This window comes from Streptomyces sp. NPDC001852, from assembly GCF_042891825.1.
Classification (GTDB): Bacteria; Actinomycetota; Actinomycetes; order Streptomycetales; family Streptomycetaceae; genus Streptomyces.
Genome location: NZ_JBIATN010000012.1, coordinates 68,985 through 84,845, shown reverse-complemented (window position 1 = coordinate 84,845; position 15,861 = coordinate 68,985). Strand labels below are relative to the sequence as shown.

Sequence of the window (15,861 nt, the reverse complement as noted above, 5' to 3'; positions counted from 1 at the left end):
CGCCCCTCCACGTCCCGCCGCGGGCATCCCGGTCCGGCCGGCGGGGGAACCTGCGCACGCCGTCCAGCCCGTCCCGGGAGGGTCAGCTGCGTCGGTCCCGCGGCCGGGGCCCCGGTTCGGGTGCTCCCTCGGCGTCCAGGGTGTCGGCGTGGTCGTTCACCGGCTGAGGGACGCCCGCGAGGTCCAGGACGAAGAGGGGGATGCCGAGGGCGTTCGCGCGGGCCCGGGCGTCGTCGGTGTACCCCGCGAGGGAGAAGTACACGCAGTCCGCGGACTCCGTCATCGCCGTCAGCCACAGGCACTCCACGTCCCGCGGCGCCGCCGGGCGCACGGTCGGGTCCACCTGGGCGAGGAGCCCGTGCGCGGCGAGCCCGATGCCGTTCGGGGGCCGCTGGTCGGCGCGGCGGATGTCCCGGTAGCCGAGCCAGCGCAGATAGAGCGCGGCGACGGTGACGGCGTCGCGGGCGGTGCGGATGGCACGGGGCTGGAAGGCGGGGCGGTGGGCGGGGGACTCCGGCCCGGCCACCGGCGACCGCACACGGTCGTGCATACCAGTGCCTGCCGACCGCATGCCGTCGCCCGGCGACGGCATACCGCTGCCGGACGGAGGCGGCACCGCCACCGGGATGCGCAGCACCGTGCCGCAGGAGCAGCCCAGCTCCGGGTGCGGCCACTGGCCCAGGCGCCCGCAGGCGGTGCACGGCACGGAGATCCACTCGTCGTCCCAGGCCCGGCGGGCGGCCACGGACGGTGCGGTGGCCGGATCCAGCCGCGGGGCGGTGGGCGCGCCACACGCGCAGGGATACGACGGCGCGGTGTAGACGTGCTCGCGCCGGCAGGCCGGGCAGCGCACCGGCACGCTCTCGGGCATGGCCCACCCCCAGGCGTCACGTCGGAACAGCCGCGTCGGGACGGCGGCTCCCATGGTCCTCCTGACCCACCCCGCTTGTCCGGCGCTTGGCCCTGTCTCCACCTCTCTTGACGACGGTTGGTGCGCGCTTCTACATTGTTTTCAGATAGTAGAAGTTAATTTCCGCATTGCGGAAGTTTGACAATCTGGAGACTGTGCTCACCGCGGGGCGCGACGGGAGTACGCATCCGAGAAGCCGAAGCAGGAGTACTCGATGGCTCGTATGACCGCTGCCCGCGCGGCAGTTGAGATCCTCAAGCGCGAGGGCGTCACCGACGCCTTCGGTGTGCCGGGCGCGGCGATCAACCCCTTCTACAAGGCGCTCAAGGAGGGTGGCGGCATCAACCACACCCTCGCCCGCCATGTCGAGGGCGCCTCGCACATGGCCGAGGGGTACACCCGCACCAAGCCGGGCAACATCGGTGTCTGCATCGGCACCTCCGGCCCGGCCGGCACCGACATGATCACCGGCCTGTACTCGGCCATCGGTGACTCCATCCCGATCCTGTGCATCACGGGCCAGGCGCCCACCAGTGTGATCCACAAGGAGGACTTCCAGGCCGTCGACATCGCCTCGATCGCCAAGCCGGTCACCAAAATGGCGGTCACCGTCCTGGAGGCCGCGCAGGTCCCGGGCGTCTTCCAGCAGGCCTTCCACCTGATGCGCTCCGGCCGTCCCGGCCCGGTCCTGATCGACCTGCCGATCGACGTCCAGCTCACCGAGATCGAGTTCGACCCGGAGACGTACGAGCCGCTGCCCGTCTACAAGCCGGCCGCGACCCGCGCCCAGATCGAGAAGGCGATCACCTTTCTTCTGGAGTCGGAGCGCCCGGTCATCGTGGCCGGCGGTGGCATCCTCGGCGCCGACGCCGCCGACCTGCTGGTGGAGTTCGCCGAGCTGACCCAGACCCCGGTCGTCCCGACCCTGATGGGCTGGGGCGCGCTGCCCGACGACCACGAGCTGAACGCCGGCATGGTCGGTGTCCAGACCTCGCACCGCTACGGCAACGCCAACTTCCTGGAGTCGGACTTCGTCCTGGGCATCGGCAACCGCTGGGCCAACCGCCACACCGGCTACAAGCTCGACGTCTACCGCGGCGACCGCACGTTCGTCCACGTCGACATCGAGCCCACCCAGATCGGCAAGATCTTCCCGCCGGACTACGGTGTCGTCTCCGACGCCAAGGTCGCTCTGGAGCTGTTCATCGAGGTGGCGAAGGAGCTGAAGGCCGCGGGCAAGCTCCCCGACCGTGCCGACTGGGTCGCCTCGACGCAGGAGCGGAAGGCGACGCTTCTGCGCCGCACGCACTTCGACAACGTGCCCATGAAGCCGCAGCGCGTGTACGAGGAGATGAACAAGGCCTTCGGCCCGGACACCCGGTACGTCACCACCATCGGCCTCTCCCAGATCGCCGGCGCGCAGATGCTGCACGTCTACAAGCCGCGCCACTGGATCAACTGCGGCCAGGCCGGCCCGCTCGGCTGGACCATCCCGGCCGCGATCGGCGTCGCCAAGGCCGACCCGGACAGCCCGGTCGTCGCGCTCTCCGGCGACTACGACTTCCAGTTCCTGATCGAGGAGCTGGCGGTCGCCGCCCAGCACCGGATCCCCTACGTCCACGTCCTGGTGAACAACGCCTACCTGGGCCTGATCCGGCAGGCGCAGATCGGCCTGGACATCAACTTCCAGGTGAACCTGGAGTTCGAGAACATCAACACTCCGGAGATCGGCGTCTACGGCGTCGACCACGTCAAGGTGGCCGAGGGCCTTGGCTGCAAGGCGATCCGGGTCACCGAGCCGGACCAGCTGGGTGCGGCGTTCGAGCAGGCGAAGAAGCTGGCCGCCGAGTACCGGGTGCCGGTCGTCGTCGAGGCGATCCTGGAGCGGATCACCAACATCTCGATGAGCCGCACCATGGACATCAGCGACATCTCCGAGTTCGAGGAGCTGGCCACCGAGCCCGGCCACGCGCCGACGTCGATCAAGCCGCTGAAGGTCTGACGGCGCCACCCACACCGCCGCGCACACCAAGGGCGGCCCGTCCACAAGGACGGGCCGCCCTTTCGCGTCCCCCGTGACGTCCCCCGTCGTACTCCCCCGTGCGGGGGCCCGCCGCCCCCGTGCCGGCGGGCCCCTGGTGCACGTAATCTGCCCTGCCGCGGGGGCGGTTGAAGCCTCCGGTCCTGTCTTCAGAGCTTCATTTGAGGATGGCGTAGCCCGCCTACGACCGCTGCCGTACACCGGCCCTCACAGCTCGTGCTCCGACAGTCCGGGCCAGTCGTCCGGCCCGCCGCCCTGCCACTCGATGAGATCGCTCTCCTCCACCTCGATCCGGTCCAGATCGGCCAGCCGCAGGATCTCCACGACATCGTCCAGATGCGAGGCGATCCCCAGCGTCACGTCCCCCTCGGTGACCCGCCGCGATCCGTCCAGGGCGGGGGAGTGGACCACGATGTGCGGGAACTGCGTATTGCCCATGGCTTCAGCGTCCTGCGGATACGGCGCGACCGCACGCCGGAACACGGTTCCGGGCCCGGACGGCACGAAGCGCTCCCCCTGACCGGGGGAGCGCTTCGTGTCCATGTGGTGACCGTCCGACGGCGCGAGGCTGGGCGCGACAGGTCGTTCGCGCCGCCGGACGGAGCTGGTGGCCCCCGAGACGGGGGGCTGGGTGGGGACCGTGGCGGGTGCGACGGAGCCGGGTGCCCTTCCCTCTGGTCGAGAAGGGGACTCGGTCCTTCACCACCGCACTGGCTCACACGCCGCCACGGTCCTCGCCCTGCCCGCGCCCACCGCCGTACGACCACCCCTCATCCGGGCCGTCCGGCGTGTCGCGCGGGCCGCGTGCGGACTGACCTCCCGTCAGACTCCGTACGCTGCTTTCGGGTTACCGGCCTCAGTCCTCGCGCAGGGCGCGGACCGCCTCCTCCACGCGCTTGCCGTACTCCGGGTCGGCGGCGTGGAAGTGGGCCAGGTTCTTCTCGATCACGTCGTCGCGGGAGACCTGCGACAGGCCGCCGGCGATGTTCGCGACCAGGCGGGACTTCTCCTCCTCCGACATCAGCCGGTACAGCTCGCCCGCCTGGTAGAAGTCGTCGTCCTTGGTGTGCAGGGGCGCGGCGTGGTTGCCCGTGTGGCCCGACACCGCGAGCGGCGCCGACAGCGGGCGGCCGGTCTCCGCCGGGCCGTCGTAGGAGTTCGGCTCGTAGTTCTTGGCGCCGCGGCCCTGGCCGTTGACCGCCATGAAGCCGTCACGGCCGTAGTTCTGCGCCCCGCCCGGCACCGCCTTGGGGGCGTTCACGGCGAGCAGGGTGTGGTTGACGCCCAGGCGGTAGCGGTGCGCGTCCGCGTAGGCGAACAGGCGGCCCTGGAGCATCTTGTCCGGGGAGGGACCGATGCCCGGCACGAAGTTGTTCGGGGAGAACGCGGCCTGCTCGACCTCGGCGAAGACGTTGTCCGGGTTGCGGTCCAGCACCAGGCGGCCCACGCGCTGCAGCGGGTAGTCCTTGTGCGGCCAGACCTTGGTCAGGTCGAACGGGTTGAAGCGGTAGTCCGCCGCCTCGGCCGCCGGCATCAGCTGGACGTACAGGGTCCACGACGGGTGCACCCCGCGCTCGATGGCCTGCAGCAGGTCCGTCTGGTGGGAGTTCGGGTCCGTGCCCGCGAGCTCCGCGGCCTGCTCGCTGCTCAGGGAGCGGATGCCCTGGTTCGTCTTGAAGTGGTACTTGACGAAGAAGGCCTCGCCCTGGGCATTGGTCCACTGGTAGGTGTGCGAGCCGTAGCCGTTCATGTGCCGGTACGACGCCGGGATGCCGCGGTCGCCCATCAGCCAGGTCACCTGGTGCGTGGCCTCGGGGGCGTGCGCCCAGAAGTCCCAGACGTTGTCCGCCTCCTGACGGCCCGTGAACGGGTCGCGCTTCTGCGAGTGGATGAAGTCGGGGAACTTGATCGGGTCCTTGATGAAGAACACCGGGGTGTTGTTGCCGACGAGGTCGTAGTTGCCCTCCTCGGTGTAGAACTTCACCGCGAAACCGCGCGGGTCACGGACGGCGTCGGCGCCGCCGAGGGAGTCGGCGACCGTCGAGAAGCGCACGAACACCTCGGTGCGCCTGCCGATCTCGCTCAGGAAGTCGGCGTGGGTGAAGCCGGTGACGTCGTCGGTCACCTCGAAGTGGCCGTACGCGCCGGAGCCACGGGCGTGCACCACGCGCTCCGGGATGCGCTCGCGGTTGAAGCGCGCGAGCTTCTCCAGGAGCTGCTGGTCCTGGAGAAGGAGCGGGCCGCCTACGCCGGCCGAGGCGGAGTTCTGGTTGTCGGCGACCGGTGCGCCGGACTCTGTCGTGAGCACGCGCTTCGACATCGTGGACCTTCCGTGCGGGTGTCAGCGGAAACCTGTTTCCGCTTTGTGGAGCCTAAGAGGGGGTGGTCTGAGCGTCAACAGTTTGTTGAAGTCGATTCCGGGCCGCGGCGCCGCCTGGGCGCGACAGGACAGGTGTCAGCGGCGCCGCGGCCCGGAAGTCTGGAGGGGCCGGTCAGACCTGGGCGCCGGAGAGGCGCTCCACGGCCCGCAGCAGGGCCGAGTGGTCCAGGCCGCCGTCGCCCTGGGCGCGCAGCGAGGCGACCAGCTGGGCGACCACGGCACCGACCGGCAGGGCGGCGCCGACGTTGCGGGCGGCGTCGGTGACGATCCCCATGTCCTTGTGGTGCAGGTCGATGCGGAAGCCCGGCTTGAAGTCGCGGTTGAGGAAGTTGTCCTTCTTCCGGGTCAGCACGGTCGAGCCCGCCAGACCGCCGTTGAGGACGTCGAGGGCGGCCTGCAGGTCCACGCCCGACTTCTCCAGGAAGACCACGGCCTCGGCGCACGCCTGGATGTTCACGGCGACGATCAGCTGGTTGGCGGCCTTCACGGTCTGGCCGGAGCCGTGCGGGCCGCACAGCACGATGGTCTTGCCCAGCGCCTCGAAGATCGGCTTGGCCTGGTCGAAGTCGGCCTTCTCGCCGCCGACCATGATCGACAGCACGGCCTCGACGGCGCCGGCCTCACCGCCGGACACCGGGGCGTCCAGTACGCGGATGCCCTTGTCCTTGGCGGCGGCGGCCAGGTCGACGGAGGTCTGCGGGGTGATCGAGGACATGTCGATCAGCAGCGCGCCCTGCTTCGCGTTCTCCAGGATGCCGTCGGGGCCGTAGGAGATGGCCTCGACCTGCGGGGACGCGGGCACCATGGTGATGACCACGTCGGCGTCGCGCACGGCCTCGGCGATGGAGGCGGCGGCGGTGCCGCCGGCGGCGGCCAGGCGGTCCAGCTTGTCCTGCTCCAGGGTGAAGCCGGTGACCTGGTAACCCGCCTTGATCAGGTTCTCGGACATGGGGGAGCCCATGATGCCGAGGCCGATCCAGGCGATCTTGGGAAGGTTGCTGCTCATGTTGGGGGTGCCTCTCTCAACTGCCTTGCAAAGTCAGGGGTGTTCAGCGAGCCGCGCGGGCTTCGCGCGGGAGCCAGTCGAAGGCCTCGGCGCTCGGGCGGTCGCCGGCCTTGTACTCCAGGCCGACCCAGCCGTCGTAACCGGCCTTCTTCAGCTGGTCGAGCAGTTCCTCCAGCGGGAGCGAACCCGTCCCGGGGGCGCCGCGGCCGGGGTTGTCGGCGATCTGCACGTGACCGGTCCTGGCCGCGTAACTCTCGATCACCGACGGGAGGTCCTCGCCGTTCATGGACAGGTGGTACAGGTCCATCAGGAACTTGGCGTTCCCGAGGCCCGTCGCCTCGTTGACCTTGTCCATGATCTCGATCGCCGCGGGCGCGCTCACGATCGGGCACTTCGGCGACTCGGGCTGGTTGAGGGCCTCGATCAGGACGGTCCCGCCGACCTGGCCGACGGCACGGGCCGCGAGCATCAGGTTCTCCAGGGCGAGCGCGTCCTGCTCGGCCGGGTCCACGCCGTCGACGCGGTTGCCGTACAGGGCGTTGAACGTCGTGCAGCCGAGGGACCCGGCGAAGGCGATGGCCACGTCGATGTTGGCGCGGAACCTCTCCGACTCCTCGCCCGGGACCGACAGGGCGCCGCGGTCCGGGCCCGGCAGCTGTCCGGCGTAGAAGTTCAGGCCCGTGAGCTGGACGCCCGCGTCCTCGATCGCCTTCTTCAGGGCGTCGAGCTCGGACTGCTCGGGGGTGGGGGAGTCGATCCAGGGCCACCACAGCTCGACCGCCGTGAAGCCCGCCGCGGCGGCGGCCGCGGGACGCTCCAGGAGCGGGAGTTCCGTGAAGAGGATCGACAGGTTGACGTTGAAGCGCTGGTCTGCGAATCCCACGGGGGCCGCGCTCCCTTCCCTGTAATTCCACATTGCGGAAGTTGGTTTCTGCTTAATGGAAGAGTGCCTGTGAGGGGGCAGGGCTGTCAAGAGAGCCCACGAAAAAGTGCCCCCGCGCCTGTGGCGCGGGGGCACTGACGCAGGCCTGGTCAGAGGGCGTCGACGCCGCTCACCTTCCAGCCGTCGGAGGTGCGGGTGAGCGTCATCCGCACCCGGTTCAGGTCCAGGCGGGGCTCCGGGGCCTGGGTGCTCTCGGTGACCTGGTTGACGAAGAGCAGGACGACGGCCCGGTCCGGCGTGGCCGACACGACGGAGGCCGCCGGGGCGCCGCCGTCGGAGGGCGTGGCCACGGTCGCCCTCACCACGCCGTGGTACTTCGTCGCGGTCGGCGCGACCACCGTCCTCGTGGTCCTGCCGTACTGGTCGCGGAAGTGCCCGGTCAGCAGGGCGCGGGCCCGGGAGAAGTCCCGCTCCAGGTGCCGGTAGTCGTACGACAGCACGACCGGCGCCGCCTTCCGCGCGGCCGCGAGGGCCGCGCCGCGGGCCTGCTCCGCCTGCCGTCCCTGCCGGTACTGCCACCCGAGTACGGCGGCCACCACCAGCGCCGCCACGAGGACGACGCCCAGCACGGCGGTGAGCGCGCGCCGCCCGGCCTGGCGCAGAGATGCGCTCTCCTCCGGTTCCGTCCCGGAAGCCTCGGAGACCGCGGAGGCGCCGGAGGTCTCCGTGGCCTCGGGCTCCGGCGGGTCCTCCCCGCCGTCCGCCGGGGGCTCGATGAGCTCGGTGCGTCCGGTGGAGGCCTTCTCCTCCGGGCCGGCACCGCGCTCGGGGCGCACCGGCCGCCCGGCGCGCTTGGCCGCCGCGCGGGCGGCCGCGGTCAGGGTGCGGCGGGCCGGGGAGCCGGTGCCGCGGGTGCGGGTGGTCGGGTTCGCCACGGTGTCTCTCCTCACTTCATGGCCTCACTGACGGCTCACTGAGCCTCACGGGGTCAGCCGACGAACTCGACGTCGGAGGTCAGCCAGCGGCCGGCCACGCGCACCAGGCCGAGCTGGAGCCGGTAGGTGCGCGCCTGGCCGTCGGGCGCGGCGGTGTTGGTCACCTTGCTGTCGGCGACGACCAGCACCTGGGCCGAGCGCTCGTCGGAGCGCACGATGCCCGCTTCCAGGACCTGCCCCTCGGACACCGACTTGTTCTGCGCGACGAGCTTGGTCAACTGCCGGGTCTGCGCGGCGAACTGCTTCTTGAAGTCGCCGGTGGCACCGCTCAGCACGGTGCGGCTGTCCCGGTCGTAGTGCCGGTAGTCGAGCGAGGTGAAGTTCAGCGCCGACTGGCGGGCCGCCGCCAGGATGTCCTGACGGCGCTGGTCGGCCGCGCGCTGGTCGGACAGCTTCAGGCCCAGCCAGCCGCACAGCACGCCCGCCAGCACGGTCGCGGCGACGAGCGCCGCCGACAGCGGCCTCATGCGCCGTCCTGCCCTGACATCGGTCCCACGAGCAGCCATTGCCACGACTCCTTTCCGAACACGGTCTGTTCGCCGCCCGTCGAGCCGATCTCGACGGGCGTGCCGTCCGGGCCGGTCGCGGTGCCGGTCTCCGGGTCGTACGGGGCCACGAACGCGGCCTGGTTCGCGCCGCCCGAGCCGGTCGTCGCGCCGGGGGCGTTCTGGGCGCCGCGCACCGAGGTCCTGCTCCCGCGCGGTGCCGTACAGCGCGCCCGGGTGTTCGCCGGGCGGGTGCCGGTGTCGGCGGGGTCGCGACGCCGGGTGCCGTAGCCCTGGGTGCACGCGGGCGGGTCGCCGGCGTTCACGGTCAGCCCGAAGTGGGTGGTGCCGTCGCCGGGGATCACCGTGTAGCTGCCCGCCACGGTGAGCGGGAGGGTGACCAGGGCCTGCTCGACGCCGGGCAGCCGGGCGAGGGTGATCTGGCCGCCGCTGACGAGGTTGGCCAGCAGGACCGGCACCTGCGGCCGCGTGGACTTCAGCAGGGAGTCCAGCTCCTGCGTGGCGGGCACCGTGTTGCCGATCAGTCGGCGCAGATCCCCGTCGCTCGATTTCAGCTGCTCGGTGAACGTGGCCAGGTCACGGGAGAACGACTTGATCGCCGAGCCCTGCTCCGCCTGGGTCTTCAGCACCTTCCGCGAGTCCTCGATCAGCGAGGTCGTCTCCGGCAGCGATGCGGACGCCGACTCCACCAGCGCGTTGCCGGAGTCCACCAGCCGGCTCAGGTTCGGTCCGGTGCCCGAGAACGCCTTGCCCAGCTCGTCGACGGTGACCCGCAGATCGTCCTTGTCGACGGAGTTGACCAGTCGGTCGAGGCTGAGGACCAGGTCGGTGACCGGCAGCGGGGTCCGGGTGCGGCTGCGCGGGATCGGGCTGCCGTCCATGAGGTACGGGCCACCCGACCGGCGCGGCTGGAGGTCGACGTACTGCTCGCCCACCGCCGAACGGTCGGCGACCACCGCGAGCGTGTCGGCCGGGATCCTCGGGGCACCGTTCTCGATCTTGAGGGCCACCGAGATCCCGGAGCCGGTCAGCCGCAGATCGCCCACGCGGCCCACCGGCACACCGCGGTAGGTGACCTCGGCGCCGGGGAAGACGCCCCCGGAGTCGGCGAAGTCGGCCCGCACGGTGTACCCGCGGTGCAGGACGTCGTCCACCAGGCCCGTGTAGCGGGCGCCGACGTACGACACCCCGAGGGCGGTGACGGTCGCGAAGGCGAGCAGCTGGGCCCTGACCGTACGTGTGATCACGGCAGTATCCCCTTCAGCATCAGCTCGGCGAGGCCGAGGTCGATCCCGGCCGGGAGGCGACCCGGGCCGTCCCCGGTGCCGTAGGCCGCGGTGCACACCGGCGGGCACAGCAGGGTGCTGCCGCCGGAGGGCTTCGAGGGCACGGGCGGCACGGACGGGGTGCCGGGAAGGGTCGGAGGAGCCGGCAGGGACGGGAGCGGGGTGGGAGTGGGGACGCCGGGCAGGCCCGGCGGCTTGGGCGCCGGGGACTTCCTGCCCTTGCCCGGCTTGCCGGCCACGTTCCCGTAGAGGTCGGCCAGGTCCAGGTCCGCGGTGATCCTCAGGTTGACGTAGTCACCCTTGATCGCGTCCGTGGCGTTGCGCGGGAAGGGGTAAGTGGTCAGGATCTCCAGGGAGTTGGGCAGGTCGTCGCCCGCCTTGTTCAGCTGCTGCAGGATGGGCCGGAGGCTCTCGAGGTCGGCGACGGTGTCGTCCCGGGAGGCGTTCACCACCCTGGTGCCGGTCGTGCCGAGCCGGGACAGGGCGGTGAGCATCTTCGTCAGATCCCTGCGCTGGTCGGCGAGGGCCTTCAGGGCGGGCGGCATGGTGTCGACGGCCTGGGCGATCGTCGTCTTCTCCTTCGTCAGCCGCTTGCCGAGCCGGTCGACGCCCTGGAGGGCGCGCACGATCTCCGCCCGCTGGTCGTCGAGGCCGCCGAGGAAGGTGTCGAGCTGCTTCAGCAGGGACCTGACCCGGTCCTCGCGGCCGCTGAGGGCCTTGTTGAGCTCGACGGTGATCGTCTTCAGCTGGGCCACGCCGCCGCCGTTGAGCAGTGCGGACAGGGCCGACAGCACCTCCTCGACCTCCGGGTCGCGGCCGCTGCGGGAGAGCGGGATCCGGTCGCCGTCGCGGAGCCGTCCGACGGGCCGCGTGCCCGCCGGCGCGGACAGGGCCACGTACTTCTCGCCGAGCATGCTGGTCTGCTCGATGTCGGCGACCGCGTTGCCGGGCAGCTTCACGGAGTCGGCGATCCTGAGCCGCACGCGCGCGTGCCAGCCGTCCAGCTGCACCTTCTCGACCGTGCCCACGGTGACGTCGTCGACCTTCACCGCCGACTGCGGCACCAGGTCCAGTACGTCCCGGAACTCGACGGTGACGTGGTAGGCGTGGCCGTCGGAGGCGGCGCCGCCGGGGAGCGGGACGTCGTACCAGCCGTTGAACTCGCAGCCCGTCAGCAGCAGCGAGCCGGCCACCGTCCAGGCGGCCGCCCGCATCGTGCGCCGCCCGCTCATGCCGGTGCCCCCAGGATTCCGCCGAGGGTCTTGTCGACCGTGCCCGTCGTCGCGGGAGCCGATGGCAGGTCTGGCAGGGAGCCGAAGAGTTTCCTCAGGCCCGCGCAGCCGTCGTGGTCGTCCCCGGTCGTCTTCAGGACCGAGCACAGCAGGGACGCCGGATCCTGCGGGGTCTGCGCGTTGTTGCGGGTGTCGAGGGTGCCGGCGGCGGGGTTGTACGCGTTCTGCAGGTTCGACAGGCCCGTGGGGGCGACGGTCAACAACTCCTCCAGTGCGGCCCGTTGGGTGACGAGCACCTTGGTGACCTGGGCCAGGCCCTGCACGTCCGAGGTCAGCGTCTTCTTGTTGCCCTTCACGAAGCCCGACACGTCGGCGAGGGCGGCGGCCAGGTACTTCAGCGCGGCCGCGAGGTCCTTGCGCTCCCCGGCGAGCTGGGCGGCCACGCCGGCGAGGTCGGTGTCGAAGGACCGCACGCTCTGGTCGTCCGCCGCCAGTGCGGCCGTGAACACCTGGAGGTTCCGTACCGTCCCGAACAGGTCGCCGCGGCCGTCGGACAGCGTGGCGACCGCCTGGGACAGGTCCTGGACCGTCTGGTTGAGGTTCTGGCCCTGGCCCCGGAGGTTGTCCGCGCTCACCCCGAGCAGCCGGGACAGCGAACCCTTCTTGTTGGCGCCGTTCGGGCCGAGCGCCTCGGCGGTGGTGTGCAGGCTGTCGAAGATCCGGTCCAGCTCGACCGGGACGGCCGTACGGGACTCGGGGATGACGGCTCCGTCCCGCATGACCGCGCCCTTGCGGTACACCGGCAGCAGCTGCACGTAACGGTCGCTGACCACCGAGGAGTTGACGATGGCGGCCTGCGCGTCGGCGGGGACCCTGCGGCTCCTGTCGTACTCCAGCTCCACCCGCACCCGGGCGCCCTCCGGCGTGATCTTCCTGACCTCGCCGATGCGGACACCGAGGACGCGGACGTCGGAGCCGGGGTAGATGCCGACGGTGCGGGGGAAGTACGCCGTCACGCGGACCGGGTCGGGGCCCGGCCACAGGACGACGGCGAGGCCGGCGACGACCGCGAGGGCGGTGAACAGGGCCAGGAGTCTGCGGGTCATCGGGTGCCTCCCGTCCGTGGCGTGACCGGGGCTGCGACCAGGTTCTGGACGTAGGAGTCGAACCAGCGGCCGTTGCCGAGGGTGTTGGTGAAGAGCCGCACGTACGGCGCGAGCAGCTGGATGCTGCGGTCGAGGCTCGCCTGGTTGCGTTCGAGCATCTTCAGGAAGGTGTTGAGGTTCTGCAGGGCGGGCCCGATCTCCTTGCTGTTGTCGTCGACCAGGCCGGACAGCTGGATGCCGAGCAGCGCGGAGCTCTTGAGGAGCGTGTGGATCGCCGCGCGCCGCCTGCCGATCTCCTGGAACAGCGCGTCGCCGTCCTTCAGCAGCGCGGAGAAGTCCTTCGTGTGGCCGGCCAGCACCTTGGTGACCCCGTTCGCGTGGTCGAGGAGGTCGCGCAGCGCCTTGTCCCGGGACGCCACGGTCCGGGAGATCCGCGACAGGCCCTTGATCGACGCGCGCACCTCCGCGGGCGAGTCCTGGAAGGTGACGGAGATCGTGTCCAGCGCCTTCGCGAGCCGGTCCGTGTCGACCTCCTCGGTGGTGGTCGTCAGGTCGCTGAAGGCCTGGACGACGTCGTACGCCGACACGGTCCGCCGGAGCGGGATCTCGCTGCCCGGCCTCAGCTGACCGGGACCGTCGGGGCGCAGGGCCAGGTACTTGGCGCCGAGGATCGTCTTGACCCGGATCGCCGCGCCCGTGTCCGTGCCGAACGCCGGGTGGCCCTTCACCTTGAAGGTGACCTTGACGTGGTCGCCCTCCAGGTCGACGCCCTCGACCCTGCCGACCTTGACCCCGGCGATCCGTACCTCGTCCCCGGGTTTGAGCCCGCCCGCCTCCGAGAACGCCGCGCTGTACGTGTCGCCGCCGCCGATCAGCGGCAGGCTGTCCGCGTTGAACGCGGCGACCGTGAGCAGGGCGAGGACGGTGAGGCCGACGGCGCCGACGACGACCGGATTGCGCTCACGGAACGGCTTCAGGCGTGGGCGCCGCAGCCGGATCGTGGGCAGCTTCGGCGGCAGGACGCGCACCTTCACCAGGGGCTGGGGTCCGGCCTCGCGCTTCGGTGACCGGGGCAGCCGCGGCAGCCTCGGCGGCAGGACGCGCACCTTCACCAGCGGCTGGGGGCGGGCCTCGCGCCTCGGCAGCAGCCGGGGCGGTCTCGGCAGCCTCGGCGGCAGGACCCGTACCTTCACCAGGGTCTCGGGGCGCCGCCGCCTCGGGACACGCGCGCTCATCCGCCACACCTCGCCCGCGCCACGTGCAGCTCCGGGGTGATCACCTGTTTCGTCTTCGGCAGCACGATCCGGCCGTCGAAGTCGCAGAGGTAGAAGTTGAACCAGGAGCCGTAGGAGGCCGTTCCGGTCAGTTTGTTCAGCTTGTTCGGCAGCCGCTTCAGGACGCCCTCCACGGTGTTCTGGTTCTTGTTCAGCGTTCCGGTGAGCTCGCCGAGCCCGGCGATGTCGTCCTTCAGCGGCGGACGCGCGTCCTTGAGCAGCCCCGCCGTGACCTGCGTGAGGTCGCCGATGCCGACCAGGGACTCCCCGATGGGCCCGCGGTCGGCGGACAGCCCCGAGATCACCCGGCGCAGCTGGGTGAGCAGCCCGGAGAAGCGCGAGCCGCGCTTGTCGAGCGTCTGCAGGACGGTGTTGAGGTTGTCGATCACCGAGCCGATCAGCTGGTCGCGGTCGGCGAGGGTGCCGGTGAGCGAGGCGGTGTGCGCGAGCAGGCTGTTGACCGTGCCGCCCTCGCCCTGGAGGGTCTGGATGATCTCGGTGGCGAGCTGGTTGACGTCGCTCGGGCTGAGCGCGGCGAACAGCGGCTTGAAGCCGTTCAGCAGGGCGTTGAGGTCCAGCGCCGGCTGGGTGCGGGACAGCGGGATGGTGCTGCCCGGCCGCAGCGTCGCGGTGGCGTCGCCGGCGCCCTCGGTCAGTGCGATGTACCGCTGCCCGACCAGGTTCCGGTAGCGGACGACCGCGTGCGTGGAGGCGAGCAGCGGACGGTCTTCGGTGACGGTGAAGGTGACCTCGGCCAGGGTCCGGTCCTTGATCCGGATGTCCTCGACCTGCCCGACCCGCACTCCGGCCACCCGGATGTCGTCGCCGGTCTCCAGCCCGGTCACGTCGGTGAACACGGCGTGGTAGGTGTCCTTCGGGGTGAAGGAGATGTTGACGATGGTGGCGGCGAGCAGCGCCGTCGCCGCGATCGTGACCAGCGCGAAGAGGCTGAACTTGATCAGCGGGGCGGCGGTCTGCCGCGCTCCTGCCCTGCTCATGCGACGCTCACCGCCGTTCCGCGCGCGAGCGGCCCGAACAGCAGGGTCGCGACGGGCGGCACCTGGTCCGCGGGGACGCCCATGACGGGGGCCACGAGCGAGCCGACGGCCCGCTGCTCGGCCCGGGTTGCGGACACGTCGGCACCTCCGGGGAGCGCGCCGCCGGAGTCTCCGGCCGACGTGCCGTCGTCGAGATGGGGTTTCGGGCCGGGCACCTGAGGATGCGGCAGGCCACGGCAGTCCGGGCCGGACCGCTCGCCGTACACCGGCTCCTCACCGGGCCGGTACGCCCCCTGCGGCCGGACGGCTTCGAGGGTGATCCGCATCTCCCCGCCCCGGAACGCGTCCTCCGACGCCTTCTCCTGCCGGACCAGGCCCTGCAGCAGGCACGGGTACTCGGGGGAGTAGCGGGCGAACAGTTCCAGCGTGGGGCGGGACACCCGGCCCAGGGCGATCAGCCGGTCGCCGTTCTCGGACAGGAAGTCGTTCGCCGTGCCCGCCACGGCCGCGGTGGAGCGCAGCCCCGCGGCCAGCCGGTCCTGCTCGGCCACGATCGTCCGGCTGGTGGTGACGGTGTTGCGCAGGATCCGCATCAGGTCGGGTGCGGCGTCGCCGTACACCTCGGCGACGTCGGCGAAGCGCGCGATGTCCTCCTCGAGGGACGGCAGGTGCGGGTTGAGGCGGCGCAGATAGCCCTCCACCCGGGCGAGGTTGCCGCCGATCCGCTCGCCGCGGCCCTCCAGCGCGGTGGCGAACGCCGAGAGGGTGGCGTTCAGTTCACCCGGCCGGACGGTCCGCAGCAGCGGCAGCAGGTCGTTCATCAGCTGCTGCACCTCGATGCCGACCTTCGTGCGGTCCTGGGTGATCACATCTCCCGCGTGGATGGGACGAGCCGACGACCGCGCAGGCACCACGAGGTCGACGTACTTCTCGCCGAACAGCGTCTTGGGCAGCAGCCGCGCGTGCACGTCCGAGGGGATGTACGGGACGTACTCCGGCTTGAGCGCGATGTCGAGGGTCGCCCTGGTGCCGTCGGCGTGCACCTCGCGCACCTCGCCCACCAGCAGCCCGCGCAGCTTGACGTCGGCGCGCGGGTCCAGCTGGTTGCCGAGGGTGCCGGCCTGCAGGGTGATCGGTACGACCGAGGTGAACGCCTGCTGGTAGACGGCCACCGCGAGCGACAGCAGCAGCGCGAGCACGGCGAGGAACGCGATGCCGTACAGCCTGAGTCTCCATGTGCGCAC

The 15,861-nt window shown here is 71.3% G+C and carries 14 protein-coding genes; 1 reads left to right on the top strand and 13 read right to left on the bottom strand.

The genetic code is table 11. The features are described from left to right. Nucleotides 1-82: 82 nt before the first annotated feature. Nucleotides 83-925: a hypothetical protein gene (locus ACFYZB_RS21850; RefSeq protein ID WP_388761039.1), complete on the bottom strand. Its 843-nt coding sequence runs from the start codon at nt 923-925 to the stop codon at nt 83-85. Nucleotides 926-1,124: 199 nt separating this feature from the next. On the opposite strand from ACFYZB_RS21850, the gene gcl reads away from it, so the two are divergent. Next, a complete protein-coding gene (gene gcl, locus ACFYZB_RS21845) occupies nt 1,125-2,912 on the top strand; it encodes a glyoxylate carboligase (RefSeq protein ID WP_388761036.1) in 1,788 nt (595 codons plus the stop codon). Between the two features lie 246 nt (nt 2,913-3,158). Here the strand turns inward: gcl and ACFYZB_RS21840 are convergent, their stop codons facing one another. From ACFYZB_RS21840 to ACFYZB_RS21785, 12 genes are all read right to left on the bottom strand, one after another. Further along, nucleotides 3,159-3,389: a hypothetical protein gene (locus tag ACFYZB_RS21840; RefSeq protein ID WP_208898006.1), complete on the bottom strand. Its 231-nt coding sequence runs from the start codon at nt 3,387-3,389 to the stop codon at nt 3,159-3,161. Nucleotides 3,390-3,807: 418 nt separating this feature from the next. Then, nucleotides 3,808-5,271, bottom strand: coding sequence for a catalase (locus ACFYZB_RS21835; RefSeq protein ID WP_388761033.1), 1,464 nt, complete (start codon nt 5,269-5,271; stop codon nt 3,808-3,810). A gap of 172 nt (nt 5,272-5,443) precedes the next feature. After that, nucleotides 5,444-6,337 carry a 2-hydroxy-3-oxopropionate reductase gene (locus ACFYZB_RS21830; RefSeq protein ID WP_388761030.1) on the bottom strand — a complete coding sequence of 298 codons (894 nt, stop codon included), beginning with the start codon at nt 6,335-6,337 and terminating at the stop codon, nt 5,444-5,446. Nucleotides 6,338-6,380: 43 nt separating this feature from the next. After that, nucleotides 6,381-7,220, bottom strand: coding sequence for a TIM barrel protein (locus ACFYZB_RS21825; protein WP_388761028.1), 840 nt, complete (start codon nt 7,218-7,220; stop codon nt 6,381-6,383). A gap of 149 nt (nt 7,221-7,369) precedes the next feature. After that, the gene (locus ACFYZB_RS21820) at nt 7,370-8,155 is read right to left on the bottom strand and encodes a hypothetical protein (protein WP_388761024.1); all 786 of its coding nucleotides are present in this window, start codon (nt 8,153-8,155) and stop codon (nt 7,370-7,372) included. Between the two features lie 53 nt (nt 8,156-8,208). Beyond that, entirely contained in the window at nt 8,209-8,682 is a 474-nt protein-coding gene (locus ACFYZB_RS21815) for a hypothetical protein (RefSeq protein ID WP_388761021.1), read from the bottom strand. Beyond that, entirely contained in the window at nt 8,679-9,968 is a 1,290-nt protein-coding gene (locus tag ACFYZB_RS21810; RefSeq protein ID WP_388761018.1) for an MCE family protein, read from the bottom strand. The genes ACFYZB_RS21815 and ACFYZB_RS21810 overlap by 4 nt, the downstream gene beginning before the upstream one ends. Next, nucleotides 9,965-11,239: an MCE family protein gene (locus tag ACFYZB_RS21805; RefSeq protein WP_388761015.1), complete on the bottom strand. Its 1,275-nt coding sequence runs from the start codon at nt 11,237-11,239 to the stop codon at nt 9,965-9,967. The genes ACFYZB_RS21810 and ACFYZB_RS21805 overlap by 4 nt, the downstream gene beginning before the upstream one ends. Further along, the gene (locus tag ACFYZB_RS21800) at nt 11,236-12,345 is read right to left on the bottom strand and encodes an MCE family protein (protein WP_388761012.1); all 1,110 of its coding nucleotides are present in this window, start codon (nt 12,343-12,345) and stop codon (nt 11,236-11,238) included. The genes ACFYZB_RS21805 and ACFYZB_RS21800 overlap by 4 nt, the downstream gene beginning before the upstream one ends. Then, on the bottom strand, nt 12,342-13,343 hold the full coding sequence (locus ACFYZB_RS21795; protein WP_388761451.1) for an MCE family protein: 1,002 nt from the start codon (nt 13,341-13,343) through the stop codon (nt 12,342-12,344). The genes ACFYZB_RS21800 and ACFYZB_RS21795 overlap by 4 nt, the downstream gene beginning before the upstream one ends. Before the next feature lie 233 nt (nt 13,344-13,576). Then, complete coding sequence (locus tag ACFYZB_RS21790) at nt 13,577-14,617, bottom strand: MCE family protein (RefSeq protein ID WP_388761009.1); 1,041 nt, start codon at nt 14,615-14,617, stop codon at nt 13,577-13,579. After that, a complete protein-coding gene (locus tag ACFYZB_RS21785; protein ID WP_388761006.1) occupies nt 14,614-15,861 on the bottom strand; it encodes an MCE family protein in 1,248 nt (415 codons plus the stop codon). Before ACFYZB_RS21785 ends, ACFYZB_RS21790 begins: the two co-directional genes overlap by 4 nt.